15 protein-coding genes and 1 tRNA gene are annotated in these 16,649 nt (G+C 40.7%); 7 read left to right on the top strand and 9 right to left on the bottom strand.

Annotated features, from left to right (window positions below):
• Positions 1-62: 62 nt before the first annotated feature.
• A tRNA-Ser gene (locus H5181_RS08780) sits at positions 63-152 on the bottom strand.
• 339 nt (positions 153-491) lie between these two features.
• Between H5181_RS08780 and punR the strand changes: the two genes are divergently transcribed.
• The 6 genes from punR (at position 492) to H5181_RS08750 (ending at position 3,739) form a co-directional block, all read left to right on the top strand.
• Positions 492-1,394, top strand: a complete 903-nt coding sequence (punR, locus tag H5181_RS08775) for a DNA-binding transcriptional activator PunR (RefSeq protein ID WP_182750811.1) — start codon at positions 492-494, stop codon at positions 1,392-1,394.
• Positions 1,395-1,611: 217 nt separating this feature from the next.
• Positions 1,612-2,271 carry a Bax inhibitor-1/YccA family protein gene (locus H5181_RS08770; protein WP_182750810.1) on the top strand — a complete coding sequence of 220 codons (660 nt, stop codon included), beginning with the start codon at positions 1,612-1,614 and terminating at the stop codon, positions 2,269-2,271.
• A gap of 65 nt (positions 2,272-2,336) precedes the next feature.
• On the top strand, positions 2,337-2,726 hold the full coding sequence (tusD, locus tag H5181_RS08765; RefSeq protein ID WP_182750809.1) for a sulfurtransferase complex subunit TusD: 390 nt from the start codon (positions 2,337-2,339) through the stop codon (positions 2,724-2,726).
• A 19-nt stretch (positions 2,727-2,745) separates the two neighbouring features.
• Positions 2,746-3,102, top strand: a complete 357-nt coding sequence (tusC, locus tag H5181_RS08760) for a sulfurtransferase complex subunit TusC (protein ID WP_182750808.1) — start codon at positions 2,746-2,748, stop codon at positions 3,100-3,102.
• Positions 3,099-3,407, top strand: a complete 309-nt coding sequence (gene tusB / locus H5181_RS08755) for a sulfurtransferase complex subunit TusB (protein ID WP_182750807.1) — start codon at positions 3,099-3,101, stop codon at positions 3,405-3,407. Before tusC ends, tusB begins: the two co-directional genes overlap by 4 nt.
• Positions 3,401-3,739 (top strand): TusE/DsrC/DsvC family sulfur relay protein, encoded by a 339-nt coding sequence (locus H5181_RS08750; protein WP_182750806.1) that lies wholly within the window; start codon positions 3,401-3,403, stop codon positions 3,737-3,739. The genes tusB and H5181_RS08750 overlap by 7 nt, the downstream gene beginning before the upstream one ends.
• A 513-nt stretch (positions 3,740-4,252) precedes the next feature.
• On the opposite strand, the gene serS is transcribed toward H5181_RS08750, so the two are convergent.
• The 6 genes from serS to lrp form a co-directional block, all read right to left on the bottom strand.
• Complete coding sequence (gene serS, locus H5181_RS08745) at positions 4,253-5,539, bottom strand: serine--tRNA ligase (RefSeq protein ID WP_182750805.1); 1,287 nt, start codon at positions 5,537-5,539, stop codon at positions 4,253-4,255.
• An 18-nt stretch (positions 5,540-5,557) separates the two neighbouring features.
• On the bottom strand, positions 5,558-5,932 hold the full coding sequence (crcB, locus tag H5181_RS08740) for a fluoride efflux transporter CrcB (protein ID WP_102037154.1): 375 nt from the start codon (positions 5,930-5,932) through the stop codon (positions 5,558-5,560).
• Positions 5,925-7,256 carry a replication-associated recombination protein A gene (locus H5181_RS08735; RefSeq protein WP_123883485.1) on the bottom strand — a complete coding sequence of 444 codons (1,332 nt, stop codon included), beginning with the start codon at positions 7,254-7,256 and terminating at the stop codon, positions 5,925-5,927. Before H5181_RS08735 ends, crcB begins: the two co-directional genes overlap by 8 nt.
• 8 nt (positions 7,257-7,264) lie before the next feature.
• Positions 7,265-7,909, bottom strand: coding sequence for an outer membrane lipoprotein chaperone LolA (gene lolA, locus H5181_RS08730; RefSeq protein WP_182750804.1), 645 nt, complete (start codon positions 7,907-7,909; stop codon positions 7,265-7,267).
• Between the two features lie 2 nt (positions 7,910-7,911).
• Positions 7,912-10,554 carry a DNA translocase FtsK gene (locus H5181_RS08725; RefSeq protein WP_182750803.1) on the bottom strand — a complete coding sequence of 881 codons (2,643 nt, stop codon included), beginning with the start codon at positions 10,552-10,554 and terminating at the stop codon, positions 7,912-7,914.
• A gap of 273 nt (positions 10,555-10,827) precedes the next feature.
• Positions 10,828-11,325: a leucine-responsive transcriptional regulator Lrp gene (gene lrp, locus H5181_RS08720; protein WP_011637260.1), complete on the bottom strand. Its 498-nt coding sequence runs from the start codon at positions 11,323-11,325 to the stop codon at positions 10,828-10,830.
• Positions 11,326-11,507: 182 nt separating this feature from the next.
• Here lrp and ald point away from each other — a divergent pair, with 182 nt between their 5' ends.
• Positions 11,508-12,623, top strand: a complete 1,116-nt coding sequence (gene ald / locus H5181_RS08715; RefSeq protein ID WP_059746705.1) for an alanine dehydrogenase — start codon at positions 11,508-11,510, stop codon at positions 12,621-12,623.
• 123 nt (positions 12,624-12,746) lie between these two features.
• On the opposite strand, the gene H5181_RS08710 is transcribed toward ald, so the two are convergent.
• A complete protein-coding gene (locus H5181_RS08710; protein ID WP_182750802.1) occupies positions 12,747-15,005 on the bottom strand; it encodes an EAL domain-containing protein in 2,259 nt (752 codons plus the stop codon).
• A gap of 225 nt (positions 15,006-15,230) precedes the next feature.
• Positions 15,231-16,445, bottom strand: a complete 1,215-nt coding sequence (locus H5181_RS08705; RefSeq protein ID WP_182750801.1) for an RsmB/NOP family class I SAM-dependent RNA methyltransferase — start codon at positions 16,443-16,445, stop codon at positions 15,231-15,233.
• Positions 16,446-16,649 lie beyond the last annotated feature (204 nt).

The raw sequence follows: 16,649 nt of genomic DNA, 5'->3' as shown, positions 1-16,649 counted from the left end.
CCCCTCAAACGCCAGAAACAAAAAAAGCCGTTGATAATCAACGGCTTTTCTCGTATTTAATGTGGCGGAGGGATAGGGATTTGAACCCTAGAACGGGATAAACCGTTGCCGGTTTTCAAGACCGGTGCATTCGACCACTCTGCCATCCCTCCGAGCGGGCGAATAATATGACAATGACAGTTTTGTGTAAAGGGTAAATTGCAAATAATTTGTTAAGTGGTGATTAAATGTTCAAGTTAACTGTAATTGCAGTATCGCGATTGATTATTCACTGATAGCTAAGCCTCTATACTGATGATGAACAGAATATGTGGCTTGCTGTGTTCTTAAACGGGCTCAACGGCAGTCGAATTGTGCTAATCAACTTAAGCTGACCATTTTTGTCATTTAAAATGTGATTAAACAGCTGATAGCGGCGACTTTGCTTGATTTGATTAGGCTTAATGTTTACCTTTACTGCAAGTAATTTTGCCAATGCCAAGGATAGCGAGATGCTTTCAGAACAAGCATTCGAGATGATAGATATTGTTGCCCGTGTGGGCAGTTTTACCGCCGCAGCCAATAAATTGAATAAAGTCCCCTCTGCGGTGAGTTATGCCATTAAACAGATTGAAGATGACTTAGGGGTTATATTGTTTGAGCGTCACCATCGCAGTGTTAGTTTGACGCCAGCGGGTGAGCATTTTGTGGCGCAGTCGCGCGAGATAATGACCAAGCTTAATAATATTAAACGTGATACTCAGAAAGTGGCTAATGGCTGGCGCCCTTCTTTATCTATTGCGATTGACAACATGGTTCGCGCAGACAAAATCAGTGGCTTGATTGCTGATTTTTATCGCCACTTTACCGATATTGAATTGATTATTCGCTTAGAAGTTTATAATGGCGTGTGGGAAGCATTGTCGACGGGTAAAAGCGATATCGCCATAGGAGCAACCTCAAGTATTCCTGTTGGTGGCACTTTCAAGTCGCGCGATATGGGAATGATTCAGTGGTCTTTTTTAGTCGGTAAAAATCACCCGTTAGCTAAAGCAGAGCATGCGTTAACCGATGACGAGTTATTACAGTATCCGTCAATTTGCTTGCAAGACACGGCTCATAATATTGCCCACAGGCCGAATTGGTTATTAAATAACCAACGCAGGATTGTGGTACCTGATTGGATCAGAGCAATAAATTGTTTTAGAGAAGGCTTAGGTGTGGGTTACATGCCCTATCATTTGGCTGATATTTTTATTAAAGCCGGCGCGCTAATAGAAAAACAACTCGCCACCCCAAAGCAAGACACAGCCTGCTGTTTAGCCTGGAATAATGCCAATATGACGCCTGCTATGCATTGGGTGTTAGATCACCTCGGCGACACCGAGAAACTAAAAAAAGAGTGGCTTAGCTAAGCCACTTTTGCAAAATAAGTTTTTGTTAATAACATTACTTATACAAACGTTTATGTTAAATTAGCGACTATTAAGATGATGTTTGTTATGAATTAATTTTTGTTTAATGTACATTGCTTACGCTATACAAAAGGATTTAGCTTCAGAGTGAAATATTTTTTTGTGAAAGATATTTTTCTCGTTGAGCAAATCATTGAGTTAACACCTGGAGACGATAATGAATCAACAATCAGTTATATCACCTAGTCTATCGACTACTGATGTCAACAAAATGCTAAAAAACACTTATATGTTACTGGCAATGACATTGGCATTTTCTGCAGTAACTGCAGGTTTAGCCATGGCAATCAACATTGGCCCAATGATGTCTTTAGGCTTATCACTTGGTAGCTTAGTGTTATTATTTGTAACCCTTAAAAAAGCCGAAAGTGCTGCTGCTATATTTTGGGTGTTTGCCTTTACCGGTATGCAAGGCGCGTCGCTCGGTTACATTCTTAACCATTATGCTGGTATGGCAAATGGCCCTGGCTTAATTATGCAGGCATTAGGGTTAACCTCTATCATTTTCGTGTCGCTTTCAGCGTATGCGTTAACCACTAAGAAAGACTTCTCATTTATGGGCGGCTTCTTATTTGCGGGTTTATTAGTAATGATCGGTGCTATGGTCATTAACATATTCGTTGGTAGCTCAATATTATTTATGGCAATGAATGCAGGTATTGCGTTGCTAATGACTGGTTTCATTCTATATGACACTAGTCGTATCGTGAATGGCGGCGAAACAAACTACGTTCGTGCGACTATTTCATTGTACTTAGATTTTTTGAACTTGTTCATAAGCCTACTACATTTAATGGGTATTGGCAGCGACGACTAATCGTCGATAGAGTTCATCAGCAAATTACGTTAAAATGACCCTACATTAGGGTCATTTTTTTTATAATGAGCAAATTCATCATTCAAGTAAACGGCAGCGTTTATGGCTCTACAGCCAGTTTTCGCGCGTTATCATTTTGCCAAAGCGCATTAGCTAATGGCCATCAAATTATCAACGTCTTTTTCTATCAAGATGGCGTAACCAATAGTAATGCTCTCACCTGTCCTGCATCTGACGAAATTGATATGCATTCCAATTGGCAATCATTGTCATCAGAACATTCAATACCGCTAACCAATTGTGTGTCTGCAGCGCTGCGTCGTGGTGTGTTATCTCCACAAGATGCTACAGAGAATGGTAAACCACAATGGAATAGCAGTGACGCATTTACCATGGGCGGTTTGGGTGAATTAGTGGTCGGTATTGAACAAGCTGACAGGTTGATTACCTTTTAACGTATTAGTGGAAAAGACAATGAAATCACTGGCAATTATGTTTAGGCATGCACCATTGGGTACTACCAGTACCCGCGAAGGGCTGGATTTTGCCATGCTCAGTGCCAGCTTTGAACAACAAGTGAGTATTATATTTACCAATGAAGCGGTATTACATTTGCTGGCAGGCCAAACACCTGAGCAAGCAGGATCTAAAGATTATGTGTCGGCATTTAAAGCGCTTTCTCTTTACGATATTGATACCGTACTGGTGTGTGCAGAGTCAATGCACACTTTAGGATTACAGCCTAATGACCTTAGTATTACAGCAACGGTGGCGACCCCAGAAGTCATTACTCAAACCCTGCAAGCTGCTGATGAGGTGTTAGTATTTTGATATTACATCATATCCAAACATCAGTAATGACTGACGACGCCTTAAGTACATGCTTACGCTATATTCACCCTACAGACAGTATTTTATTGTCTAGCGATGCAGTGAATTGTTTATTACAAACCCAGTGGCAACAAGCTTTAGCAGACGTAAAGCTGTTTGTGCTACAAGATGATGTTGTCGCTAGGAGTTTATTTGATCGCTTGATGCTTATTTTAGCCAGTGAAGCTGCGGGCTCTTTTGATATTATTGATTATTCACAATTTGTTGAACAATCTTTGTTACACGAGAAGGTGATAACTTGGTAAACTTTTTTGAATTTAATAGCCAACAAATTGAAACCGATCATCAAGGCTATTTAAAAAATGTTAATGATTGGCAAGAACCTATGGCAATTGCGATTGCTGCTACTGAGAACATTGAGTTAACTGAGCAACACTGGGAAGTTATCCGTTTTGTACGTGATTTTTATCTTGAGTACAAAACCAGCCCAGCCATTCGAGTATTAGTAAAAGCTATTGGTCAACGTTTAGGTGCGGATAAAGGTAACTCTAAATACTTATATACCTTGTTTCCGATTGGCCCTGCAAAACAAGCAACTAAAATTGCAGGGTTACCCAAACCGGCAAAATGTTTATAGTTGATTAGTACTGACAAAAAAGCCCGCTTAAGATAACTTAAGCGGGCTTTTTAAATGGCTAACCTTGACTGAGGTTATTTTGGAAATATATTTTCTATCACTATAAATGCTGCTTGAGCTAGTTGAACAATTACCAACAAAATAAAAAAGAAGATAACTGATAAATAGATAAGCCTACGATTATCACGCCGACTTGAACCCATTGCTGGTTGTACCAACCCTTATAAATATGTGATCAACTCAAACTGAGTGACACAATTTCCAATACAACGTAGAAATAAATATGTGCTTGCTGCGATACGGTAACGCCGTTAACACGATTTACGAATTATGGAGTTACTCAACGCGCTACAACATACAGGTCTTTTAGAACGACGAAGGAATAAAGCTCTATCCTGTACAAGACTGACAATTAACACCCTAGCCACACTCAAAATGGACCGCGGCTAGGACTCGATCAATTGGCCAATCATATTAGCTATATAATTAGCCAACTATAATTAGCGCTTAACATTAACCAATCAGACTTAAACCGCCCATGTATGGACGTAATACTTCAGGTACTGTGATTGTGCCATCTTGATTTTGATAATTTTCAATTACGGCTACTAACGTACGGCCAACCGCTAAACCTGAACCATTTAAGGTGTGCAATAAAGCAGGTTTGTTATCTGCTTTGCTACGGTATCTAGCTTGCATTCTACGCGCCTGGAAATCTTTCATGTTTGAACAAGATGAAATTTCTCGGTAAGTATTTTGCGCAGGTAACCACACTTCTATATCAAAGGTTTTACTTGATCCAAAGCCCATATCACCGGTACATAGCACCATAGTGCGGTACGGTAAGTTAAGTAACTGTAATACTTTTTCAGCGTGCGAGGTAATGTCTTCCAATGCTTGCATTGAATGATCTGGATGAGCAATTTGCACTAATTCTACTTTGTCGAATTGATGTAGACGGATCACACCACGAGTATCACGACCATAAGAGCCCGCTTCACTGCGGAAACATGGCGTTAACGCCGTCATTTTCATCGGAAGTTCAGTTTCATCCACAATCATATCGCGCACATAGTTAGTTAATGGCACTTCTGCAGTTGGAATAAGTGATAAACCTTGGCCTTCTTCGGTGGCCGGTTTAGTGTGGAATAAATCTTCACCAAACTTAGGCAATTGACCTGTGCCTAATAAGCTTTCTTCGTTAACCAATAACGGTACGTATGTTTCTGTATAGCCATGTTCAGTGGTATGTAAGTCTAACATAAACTGACCTAACGCACGGTTTAAGCGAGCAATTTGACCACGCATGATAATAAAACGTGAGCCGGAAATTTTAACCGCGTTTTTAAAATCTAGTCCTTCTAATGCTTCACCTAAGTCAATATGATCTTTCACTTCAAAGTCGAATACTTTTGGGGTGCCCCAACGACGTACTTCAACATTGTCGTTTTCATCAGCACCTACGGGAGCCGATTCGTCTGGCAAATTTGGCACGCTCATGGCGATGCTATTGATCTGTTGCAACAACTCAGCAAGCTCTGCTTTCTTTGAATCTAGCTGTGCACCTAAATCACCCACTTGCGCCATAATGGAACTGGTATCTTCGCCGCGTGCTTTAGCTTGACCAATCGACTTAGAGATCGCGTTACGCGATGCTTGCAAGTCTTCTGTGGCAACTTGTAGCGATTTACGCTTTTCTTCAAGTTTGGTCAAATTATCAACATCAAGAATAAAGCCACGAGTGGCTAAACGCTCGGCAGTAATTTCCAGTTCATTACGCAAAAATTTTGGATCTAGCATGTTGTGAGTTCTTTTTAGTTAAACACGTGAAAATATAAGCTGTTGACCTAAATACACCATAAAGAGGCATAAGGTGACATTCAACAACACATTTAAAATAGCTTTATGCCATAAACCTTCTTGCAATAGCAGTAAGGTTTCATTCGAAAAAGTCGAAAACGTAGTTAATGCACCTAATAGACCAATGCCAATAAGCGCTTTAATTTCAGGGCTAATATGACTCAATTGCCCTAGCGCATAAACGGCGCCCATTAAAAACGATCCCAATAAATTGACTAACAGTGTACCAAAAGGAAAACTGGTTCCAAATACCTGGATCATAAAAATTGAAAGAAGATAGCGTAAAACTGCACCAATTGACCCACCTAATGCCACCAACAACACATTAGTCATAGCGTTTGTCCTCGCTTTGTTGATCAAGTTGGTTTAATTGGGCCAATTTATCTTGAATGCGTTTTTCAAAACCTCTGTTCGTGGGTTGATAAAATTGACTGTGTTGCAGTGATTCTGGAAAGTAATTTTCGCCCGCAGCATAAGCACCAGGTTCATTATGTGCATAACGATATTCTTTGCCAAAGCCGATGTCTTTCATCAGTTTGGTTGGCGCATTACGCAGATGGTTAGGCACAGGCTCGTGTCCGGTTTGTTTTGCTAACTCGCGAGCAGCACCAAATGCACTATAAACCGCATTACTTTTAGGAGCACTGGCTAAATACAATACAGCTTGTGCTATCGCTCGCTCACCTTCAGCAGGCCCAATGCGGTGATAACAATCCCAGGCATTAAGCGCTACAGTCATCGCTACTGGGTCGGCATTACCAATGTCTTCTGAGGCAATCGCTAATAAACGGCGGGCAACATATAAGGCATCGCCGCCACCTTCTAAAATACGGCAATACCAATACAAAGCGGCATCGGGCGCTGAGCCCCGTACAGACTTATGTACTGCTGAAATTAAATCGTAAAATTGATCGCCATTTTTATCGTAACCCGCTGCTTGGTGCCCGGCAACTTGCGTCAGCATCTCGGTGGTAAACGCGCCAGCATCTGCCACTAAATCGCTCATTAACTCAAGCAAATTAAGCGCTTTACGTGCGTCACCATCACTTATGTCGGCCAATTGCTTGGCTACATCGGCAGGTAATATTAATTGGCGTTTACCCAAACCACGTTCAACGTCGGCTAAAGCTTGGGTGACAATTAAGTTAATTTCGTCAGAGCTCAGCCGATTAATAAGGTAAACACGCGCACGAGATAATAATGCGTTATTGATTTCGAATGAGGGGTTTTCGGTGGTGGCACCGATGAAAATAACTGTGCCATCTTCAATAAAAGGTAAAAAGGCATCTTGTTGGCTTTTATTAAAACGATGAACTTCGTCGACAAATAACAAGGTACGTTGTCCGCGACTTTGGGCAATGGCTTTAGCTTGTTCTATAGCGGCACGAATGTCCTTTACGCCAGATGTTACCGCAGAAATACGTTCAACATGGGCGTTGGCATAATGGGCAATTAACTCAGCTAATGTGGTTTTTCCCGTACCGGGTGGGCCCCACAGCAACATCGAGTGTGCACGGTTTGCCTCTAGTGCCTTACGCAGAGGTTTACCTTCACCTAATAAATGTGCCTGACCAATGTATTCGCTAATCTCCCTTGGACGCATTCGTGCAGCCAAGGGGCGAAAGTCTGGGGCAAAATCAAAACCTAAATTAGCCATAAAACGTCTTAGTTAGCTTGCTTTAAACGTTGATCGTCTATATCAACGTTATCAGGCACGGCAAACTTAAATATGTTTGCTTCGTTGTCTTTCACTTTACGTTGTTGAGTTAACGCAAATTGACTTAGGTTGCCTTGCTCGTCAGTTAAGTTAAATTTGACTAACTGGCTAGCTTCAAAACACACACTCACGGCAACGACATTGCTGTTAAGTTTTTTAGGTTGAATATCAAAACAGGTTGATTTTTCGCTTACGGCACGCTTAGTGACCGAATACTTAGCCCATGTAGCTTCGTCTCGATGCACTAACAAAGCCATAGGTGATGCATCAACTGCTTGAGCAACATCCATCACAGTCACTTCTTCCGCAAAAGGATTATAAATCCATAAATTAGCGCCATCAGCCACAATTAATGATTCGTCTGGCTGAGTTAAATGCCAGTAAAATTGATTCGGATACGCAAGTGCAAATACCCCGCTTCCAGTTTGAATAGGCTTACTGTTAATGTCAGTCACTTGCTGGGAAAATGTCGCATGCAAGCTATCAATATTAGATAGCTTAGCGCGTAATTCGGTTGCGTCATCGGCCATTGCGGCAACGCTGCTTAAACTTGTGGTTAATAATAGGCTTAACATTGTAATACGTTTATTCATCATTAATTCCTCGGTGGTGGCGGAGCCAACACTTCACGATTACCGTTGTGGCCTTGGGCTGTCACAATACCTTGGCTTTCCATCATTTCAATAATGCGGGCGGCGCGATTGTAACCAATTTTAAATTTACGTTGTACGCTAGAAATGGAGCCGCGGCGAGTTTCAGTAACAAATGCAACCGCGTCATCATATAACGCATCTAACTCTTCTTCACTATCGGAGGTTTCACCGGGTAACAATACTTGTTCACCATCGGTAGCACCATTAAGAATTTCTTCAATATATTGTGGCTTACCACGAGCACACCAATCGGCTACGACTTTATGCACTTCATGATCATCAATAAACGCACCATGAACACGATTTGGCAAACCAGTTCCAGGAGGTAAATACAACATATCGCCCATGCCTAACAGGGTTTCTGCGCCTTGCTGATCAAGAATGGTACGTGAGTCAATTCGTGACGACACTTGGAACGCAATACGGGTTGGAATGTTAGCTTTAATTAAGCCAGTGATCACATCAACCGATGGACGCTGAGTCGCTAATATTAAGTGAATACCTGCCGCACGTGCTTTTTGCGCGATACGGGCAATAAGTTCTTCAACTTTCTTACCGACAATCATGATCATGTCAGCAAATTCATCGACGACCACCACAATAGAAGGCAGTTTTTCTAATGGTGGCGCATCGTCTAGCATGCTTTCAGAAGACTTCCATAATGGGTCTGGAATATACTCCCCTTTAGCAGCAGCTTCTTTAATTTTAAAGTTGTAGCCTTTAAGGTTACGCACACCTAATGCCGACATTAATTTATATCGACGTTCCATTTCACCCACACACCAGCGCAGTGCATTGGCCGCTTCTTTCATGTCGGTAACCACTTCACACAATAAATGTGGAATACCTTCATACACCGACAATTCAAGCATCTTAGGGTCAATCATAATAAAGCGGACATCATCAGGGCCCGATTTATACAACAAACTGGTGATCATGGCGTTCACACCGACCGATTTACCTGAACCCGTTGTACCGGCAACTAATAAATGCGGCATTTTGCCTAAATCAACGACCACTGGCTCACCGGCAATATCTTGTCCTAACACCATAGACAATGTCGATTTGCTGTCTTTAAACGCAGCAGAATCGAGTACATCGCGCATAAACACCGTTTCACGGAACTTGTTCGGTAATTCTAAGCCAACATAAGCTTTACCAGGAATGACTTCAACCACACGCACGTTTTCAGATAATAGTGAACGGGCTAAATCTTTCGATAAATTGGTGATTTTAGACGCTTTAACCCCTGGTGCTAATTCAAGCTCAAAACGAGTAATCACAGGTCCAGGATACACCCCTACTACATTGGCGATAATGTTAAAATCGGCCAGCTTTGTTTCAACCAATCGAGCGACTTGCTGCAATTCAGCTTCACTGATGGGATTTTTCTTACGATCAGGAACATCAAGTAAGGTAATACTCGGTAGCGGATCCATTTTTTGACGAGCTTGTTGAGGGTTTTGGCCATCAATTACCACAACACCATCAACAATTCGGACATCTTTTTTCGGCTTTTGCTGTGCAACTAATGCCCCTGTTGAATGAGGCTTATTAAATGCTTCCTCAAAAGGCCCATCTGCGATATCGAGATTATTGATTGCAGGGCTATCATTAACGCCATCAATGTCAAAATCGACATCATCTTTTGTCGCAACCCAAGGAGCAAAGGATGTGTCGTCATTATCGAGTTGCATCGACGGCTCTTGGCGATCATCTATATCAAGTTCATCGTCATCGATGTCTGAGACGATAATATCTTCAACAGGTTTAGCCTTGCGACTAAAGAAACTGCGTTTTTTCTCAACAATAGGCGGCGTCTCTATGGTTGGCTTGGTATGAATTGGTATTTCGACTGCCGCTTTGCTCTGCTTATCCAGCGAGGGCTCATTTTGAAGATCGATTTCATTACGGCGTTGGGTAAACTTATCCACTAATGACATAAAACCTTTGGTATCTTCGGTTTCACGTTCACGTTTAAATACTTGAGGTAATGTCCATATTTTTTTGACTAACCAGATAGAACCTAAACCCGTTAACTCAATAATGGTTAACCAACTCACACCTGTCGCTAAGGTGAAGCCTGCACCAATGAAACACATTAATAGTAATGTGGTGCCGAGCTTATTAAAATACGGCAGCATGGCCTGACCAATAACGTCACCAGCAACGCCACCAGCTGAAAACACAAACATATTGTCGGCATTCATACTGACCAGTGCAGCTAACGCCAGCAACATAAGAATAAAGCCGATAATTCTTAGGCCAACAGAAAAATAATCGATTTCGAACACTCGATGCGCGCGATTAAAAATAAACCAGCCGGTTGTAGCTATCATCATGGGAATTAAAAAAGCGATAAAACCAAAGAAATAAAACAACACATCTGCTGTCCAAGCGCCTACAGCACCAGTCCAGTTATGAATTTCACCTTGGAAATGCGACTGACTCCAGCCAGGATCACTTGGATTAAAACTGGACAATGCCAATAGAATATACGTTGCAACCATGCAACATAATATAAGGCCACCTTCAAGCAGCCGTTGTAGGCCACTGAGTGTTTTAAGACTATTTTCCTGAGTCAAACGAAAGCATCCATAAAAAAGTGAAAAATAAGGGTTAAGATAACAGAATATCACTGTATTTGCAGTGATTATGCACCTTGAATTAACCAAGCTCAATCGATTGTTATGTCGAATTAATCAAGAAACATAAAAGCATGGATGAAGCTAATCAAGATGATGATTTTATATACAAAAAATGTTTGATTAACGAAAAAGATGAACATAGGCAACGACAGTCATCTATAATCCATCATTCTGGCTGCAAAAACTGGATAAGAGATAAATTTCGCGGGGTTAGCCTAGGTTATATAACGCAACCTTGTTGGTTTGTTTAACCTCTTCCATTACTACATAAGTACGAGTGTCTGAAATAGAGGGTAGTTTCAGCAAGGTTTCACCTAATAATCGTCGATATGCAGACATATCTGACACTCTGGTCTTTAATAGGTAGTCAAAATCACCAGAGACTAAATGGCATTCTTGGATATCATCAAGCAATTGAACTGCACGGTTAAAGCGGTCAAAAATGTCTGGCGTGTCGCGATTAAGAGTGATCTCAACAAAGACTAATAAAGAAGCACCAAGAAAATGCGGATTAACCAACGCAGTGTAACCACTAATAAAACCTTGTTTTTCAAGTCTTTTAACTCTTTCCAAGCAAGGTGTAGGGCTCAATCCGACTCGTTTAGATAGTTCAACATTTGAAATGCGACCATCCTGTTGTAGTTCATTTAAGATATTACGATCAATACGGTCTAAATCTTTCACTGAAAAACTTTTACTATTCACCATATATTCAACCTTGCTTTGTCCATAAAACAATACTTTTATCTATTAATTATCAAATTTCAGCAACATAATCTGCTAAAGCAGCACTATACTAGAGTCACCTGAAATAAGCACGTTCAGGTCACAATTAATAACAACTATACCCACTTGAAGTGGGGTTTTTTATGTCAATCGAGGCTCAAATAATGATTATTGGTGTTCCAACAGAAATTAAAAACCACGAATACCGTGTAGGCATGGTCCCTTCAAGCGTACGTGAATTAACCATAAAAGGTCACGATGTTTATGTTCAATCAGATGCGGGTGTGGGTATTGGTTTTACCGATCAAGACTATATTGATGCGGGCGCCTCGATTTTAGCTACAGCAGCTGAAGTGTTTGCTAAATCAGACATGATTGTAAAAGTGAAAGAGCCACAAGCAGTTGAACGTGCAATGTTACGTCACGACCAGATTTTATTCACTTATTTGCACCTTGCACCAGACTTGCCACAAACTGAAGAATTAATCACCAGTGGCGCTGTTTGTATTGCTTACGAAACAGTCACTGATGATCGCGGCGGATTACCATTACTTGCCCCAATGTCAGAAGTTGCTGGCCGCATGTCAATCCAAGCAGGCGCACGCGCACTTGAAAAATCATTAGGCGGCCGTGGTATGTTGCTTGGTGGTGTTCCAGGTGTTGAGCCAGCTAAAGTGGTCATCATTGGTGGCGGTATGGTTGGTACAAACGCAGCACAAATGGCTGTTGGTATGGGGGCTGATGTTGTTGTTTTGGATCGCAGTATCGATGCATTACGTCGTCTAAATGTTCAATTTGGTTCAGCGGTTAAAGCTATTTACTCAACAGCTGATGCTATTGAGCGCCACGTATTAGAAGCTGACCTTGTTATTGGCGGTGTATTAGTTCCAGGTGCTGCAGCACCAAAGTTAATCACTCGTGACATGGTTAAGCGCATGAAACCTGGCAGTGCAATTGTTGACGTTGCAATTGACCAAGGTGGTTGTGTTGAAACTTCGCACGCTACCACTCACCAAGACCCAACTTACATTGTTGATGACGTAGTGCATTACTGTGTGGCTAACATGCCAGGTGCAGTAGCGCGTACTTCTACGTTTGCATTAAACAATGCAACACTACCTTACATTATCAAGTTAGCGAACCAAGGCTACAAACAAGCATTATTAAATGACAAACATTTATTAAATGGCTTAAACGTAATGCACGGTAAAGTCGTCTGTAAAGAAGTGGCTGAAGCGTTGAACCTTGAGTTCACTGAACCAAAAAGCCTACTTGCTTAAATGAGTAAGTAATTAATTTATTTTATTCAATCAAAATGCCGCATTAATATATGCGGCATTTTTTATGTTTATTAAGCGCGAATATCAAACACTATTATCAAAAACTAATATCCAAAACTAATATTAAAATATACGAGATTGTTTCGCCAATAAATCAAAGAAGTCATTTTTCGGCATTGGTTTATAAAAATAATACCCTTGCACCGCTTCTATATTCTGTTTTTTAATAAAGTCTAATTCAACTTCAGTTTCAACACCTTCAGCAACAATTGACAGATCTAATGCCCGGCTCATACTGACAATAGCTTCAATCAACGCTTCATGTCGCGCACCCAATGAAATTTTCTGGATAAAGGATTTATCAATTTTAACTTGATCCACTGGGAAGTTTGCCAAATACGATAAAGATGAATAACCAGTACCAAAATCATCTACTGAAATTTGCATTCCACGATGCCGAAGTTCTGTTAATAATTGGCTAATCGATGATTGTTGTTTCATCATTAATGATTCGGTGATCTCTAAAGTGATCAACTGATACGGGATCTCGCCGCCACCTAGCGCTTCTGAAATGTTATCAAAATAGTTTAAAAAGCGTTGTTGTAGATCGCTCGTCCAAAATTCAATCGTCGATACATTAATGGCAAAAGGAATGGCGTAACCGCTTTTTTGCAATGCGATGATACTGGTTAACGCTTGCGTTCTCACCCACTCACCTATTTGAACTATTAAACCCGACTCTTCTGCAATAGGAATAAACTCATCTGGCGAAATAAATTGACCATCATGTATCCAGCGCAATAACACTTCTGCTTTAATGATTTGGCCACTAAACGGATTCACAATGGGTTGATAATACAGTTCAAATTCATTATGGCTCAATGCAGATTTAAGGTGTAAGTACAATTCAGCATGTCTTTCAGCATCTTTTTGGATTTGCTGATTAAAAAACTGCAGACAATTACGACCTCGAGATTTTGCGTTGTACATAGCTTGAGTGGCGCAATTTAATATTTGTTCCACATTATCAGCATCGTGTGGATAACGAGCTAGGCCAGTACTCATGGATAACATGACATCTTGACCGCCAACAATAAAAAGCTTTTTCAACTCATTAGTTAGATCATCAAAAAGACTAATTAATGACTCGGAACACATTTTACCCGGTAACACTAATGCAAATTCATCAGCTGCAATACGTGCAATAAGAACATTATCAGGAATGGCACTCAGTAAACGCTGCGCGACAAATTTCAATACAAGGTCACCATTATCATGCCCGAGGGTGTCGTTAATTTGTTTAAAATGGTCAATATCCATCAACATCAAGCTAAAGTCTTGCTTACAACCGTTCACGCTGTCTTCTGAATCGATCATTGCTTGTAGACTTTCAAACAAGTATTTACGGTTCGACAATCCGGTAAGTTGATCATAGTTGGATTGAAAGTTAATCATTTTTTCAGCGTTTTTACGTGCGGAAATATCGGTAATTAACCATGCAAAACAATTCTGTTGCGTAAAACTATCCCTAATAACGGTCACATTAAGCGAGATATCAATAATATCATTGTCGGTTTTAAGACCTTTTAACTCCCCTTGCCAAGGGTGTCCGCGCTTTAAATGTTCAAATAAGTCTGCTACTACATCTTGTTGGGAGTGACTCAAAAAGCGATTAACATCAAATAATTTAAGATTGGCGTAATAGGTAGACGTTAAGGATTTAAAAATTGGATTGGCTGATAATACCGAGTTGTCTTCACTGGTAATAACTAACGCAATGGGCAAGCTGTTAAATATTTTGCTACTTAACCGTTGAATATGCATTCCACGGCTTCGTTCAATGGCTAAACTGGCCAAACGTGCCGCTTCTTGTATTAGGTGTAAATCTTGCTCCGACGGCGATTTAATCGTGTCATAGTACATGGCAAAAGTACCGAGTACATTTTGATTACTGTCTTTTATTGGTTCAGACCAACACGCTTTTAATCCGGCTTTTAAAGGTATCTCTTTAAAATTTTTCCAATTTGGATGATGCTCAATGTCTTCAACAATGACTCTTTCGCAAGTGTATGCTGCGGCGCCACAAGAACCCACATCAACGCCAATCTCGATGCCGTTAACCGCATTGTTATATTCTTCAGGAAGATTGGGAGCTGCCCCCGAGAGTAACCTTTTACCGTCATCACTCAATAAAAGCACTGATGCGCGAGTGCCAATTTTTTGTGCTTCAATCAATAAAACTAAGGCATGAAGCATTTCGCCTAATGGCAGCCCCTGCAATACCATATCGAGTATTGTACTGTATCGCTCGACACTCGATTCACGAAAATCATACTGGTTGGTATCTTCAACTAATTTATTGGTTTGTAGTCCTTTATCCATAACGCTCCATCATCACGGCAAATGCTTAGAAAAACATATTCCTAATATAGAAATAAGATTATGCATTTATGAGAACTTTATCAACGTTTTAACATATATTTACAATAAAAACCTGCTAAGTGGGCAAAAATAATCCATAAAAAAAAACAGTGCAAAATAAATGCACTGTTTTTATGTTAATCACAATCAATTTTTTGAATATAATAATTGATGTTAATTGAATAGTTATTCAGCCATTCGTTCCATCTTGGCAAGATAGAAACCATCAAATCCACGCTCTGAAACCAAGATGTTTTCATCTTCGATTAGCGTGAACTGTGGATTGTCTGCCAGAAACGTATCAATTTGATCGCGATTTTCTTCAGGCATGATTGAACAAGTCGCATAAATTAATATCCCACCGACTTTGACCATACGGCTGTAACTTTGCAAAATATGCTTCTGCAATTCAACCAACACAGGCAAACGCTCAGGAGTATCACGCCACTTTGAATCTGGATTGCGTTTTAGCACACCAAGTCCAGAACAAGGTACATCTAATAGCACACGGTCAGCGGTTAATTTTAAGCGTTTAATGGTTTTTGAACTGGCAATAATCCGCGTTTCAACGTTATAGGCACCTGCACGTTTAGCGCGAGTTTTAAGATTATCCAGTTTCCATTGCTCAATATCCATCGCGAGCAAACGGCCCTTACCTTGCATTTGTGCCGCAATATGCAAGGTTTTACCGCCCGCACCTGCACAAGCATCAACAACACGCATACCTGGTTTTGCATCAACAGCATTAGCAACTAATTGTGAACCCGCGTCTTGCTGTTCAAACCAACCGTCTTTAAATGCATCGGTACGAAATAATGCTGAGTCTGAAGTGACCTCAATAGCAGAAGCCACATCGCTTACTTCTATTGCCGTTACGCCTTCTTTTTTAAGTCTTTCAATAAGGGCGTCGCGATTACATTTCAGTTCATTAACGCGTAAATAGCGTTTTGGTTGCTCTGCCAGTGCCGCACGTTCAGCAGGCCACTTGTCACCCAATTGTGCTTGACCAAGCTCATTTAGCCACTCAGGACAACCATCCCATAATACAGGGTCTGTTTTGGCTTGTTCTAGATTAGCCTCAAATGCTGCTTGCTCTAGTTGCAATGAATACTGCATTTTAGGTAAATCTAAGCCATGAAATACATGCCAGCCGTTAAGTAATTTTGACCCTAAACGATCAAATTCTTCTGGTTTAATATCAACAAGAAAACAATATAAGTTTAAACGACGTAAAATATCGCCGGTGACTTGCGTGATCCGCGCTTGCTCTGATGGGTTAAGCGTTAAACCAGAAAAATGCTCTGAATAAGCTCTATCTAATGGTTTTCCTCGGGTTAACACCATGGTTAGCACATTTAAGACTAACTCTGATGAACTGCCTGACAACGGATAAGTCAACATGGGGGCTCTCTATCTAATATAACGATCAATTTAAAAACGTGCTGATCATAGGGATTAAAGCTGTTGATAGCAAGGCCATATCAGGCTTTACTCCTCACTTTGGCAGCATAAAAGAGTCAATCATTCTATGTTTATAGATTTTCTGTGAATGACCTTTTGTAACATCACCCGACCTTAATACGTTGAAGCCAACCCTTGCCCTTT

The organism is Shewanella sp. SG44-2, assembly GCF_014164215.1.
Lineage (GTDB): Bacteria > Pseudomonadota > Gammaproteobacteria > Enterobacterales > Shewanellaceae > Shewanella > Shewanella frigidimarina.
Note: the sequence above shows the minus strand (reverse complement) of the source record. Positions and strands in the feature narration are given on the sequence as shown.

Coding starts and splice junctions, on each gene's coding strand:
- crcB (WP_102037154.1), bottom strand. CDS start 5,932: ATGACTAATGTGTTGTTGGTGGCATTAGGTGGGTCAATTGGTGCAGTT.
- punR (WP_182750811.1), top strand. CDS start 492: ATGCTTTCAGAACAAGCATTCGAGATGATAGATATTGTTGCCCGTGTG.
- tusC (WP_182750808.1), top strand. CDS start 2,746: ATGAAATCACTGGCAATTATGTTTAGGCATGCACCATTGGGTACTACC.
- H5181_RS08710 (WP_182750802.1), bottom strand. CDS start 15,005: ATGGATAAAGGACTACAAACCAATAAATTAGTTGAAGATACCAACCAG.
- serS (WP_182750805.1), bottom strand. CDS start 5,539: ATGCTAGATCCAAAATTTTTGCGTAATGAACTGGAAATTACTGCCGAG.
- H5181_RS08705 (WP_182750801.1), bottom strand. CDS start 16,445: ATGTTGACTTATCCGTTGTCAGGCAGTTCATCAGAGTTAGTCTTAAAT.
- lrp (WP_011637260.1), bottom strand. CDS start 11,325: ATGGTGAATAGTAAAAGTTTTTCAGTGAAAGATTTAGACCGTATTGAT.
- H5181_RS08770 (WP_182750810.1), top strand. CDS start 1,612: ATGAATCAACAATCAGTTATATCACCTAGTCTATCGACTACTGATGTC.
- lolA (WP_182750804.1), bottom strand. CDS start 7,909: ATGAATAAACGTATTACAATGTTAAGCCTATTATTAACCACAAGTTTA.
- ald (WP_059746705.1), top strand. CDS start 11,508: ATGATTATTGGTGTTCCAACAGAAATTAAAAACCACGAATACCGTGTA.
- tusD (WP_182750809.1), top strand. CDS start 2,337: ATGAGCAAATTCATCATTCAAGTAAACGGCAGCGTTTATGGCTCTACA.
- H5181_RS08735 (WP_123883485.1), bottom strand. CDS start 7,256: ATGGCTAATTTAGGTTTTGATTTTGCCCCAGACTTTCGCCCCTTGGCT.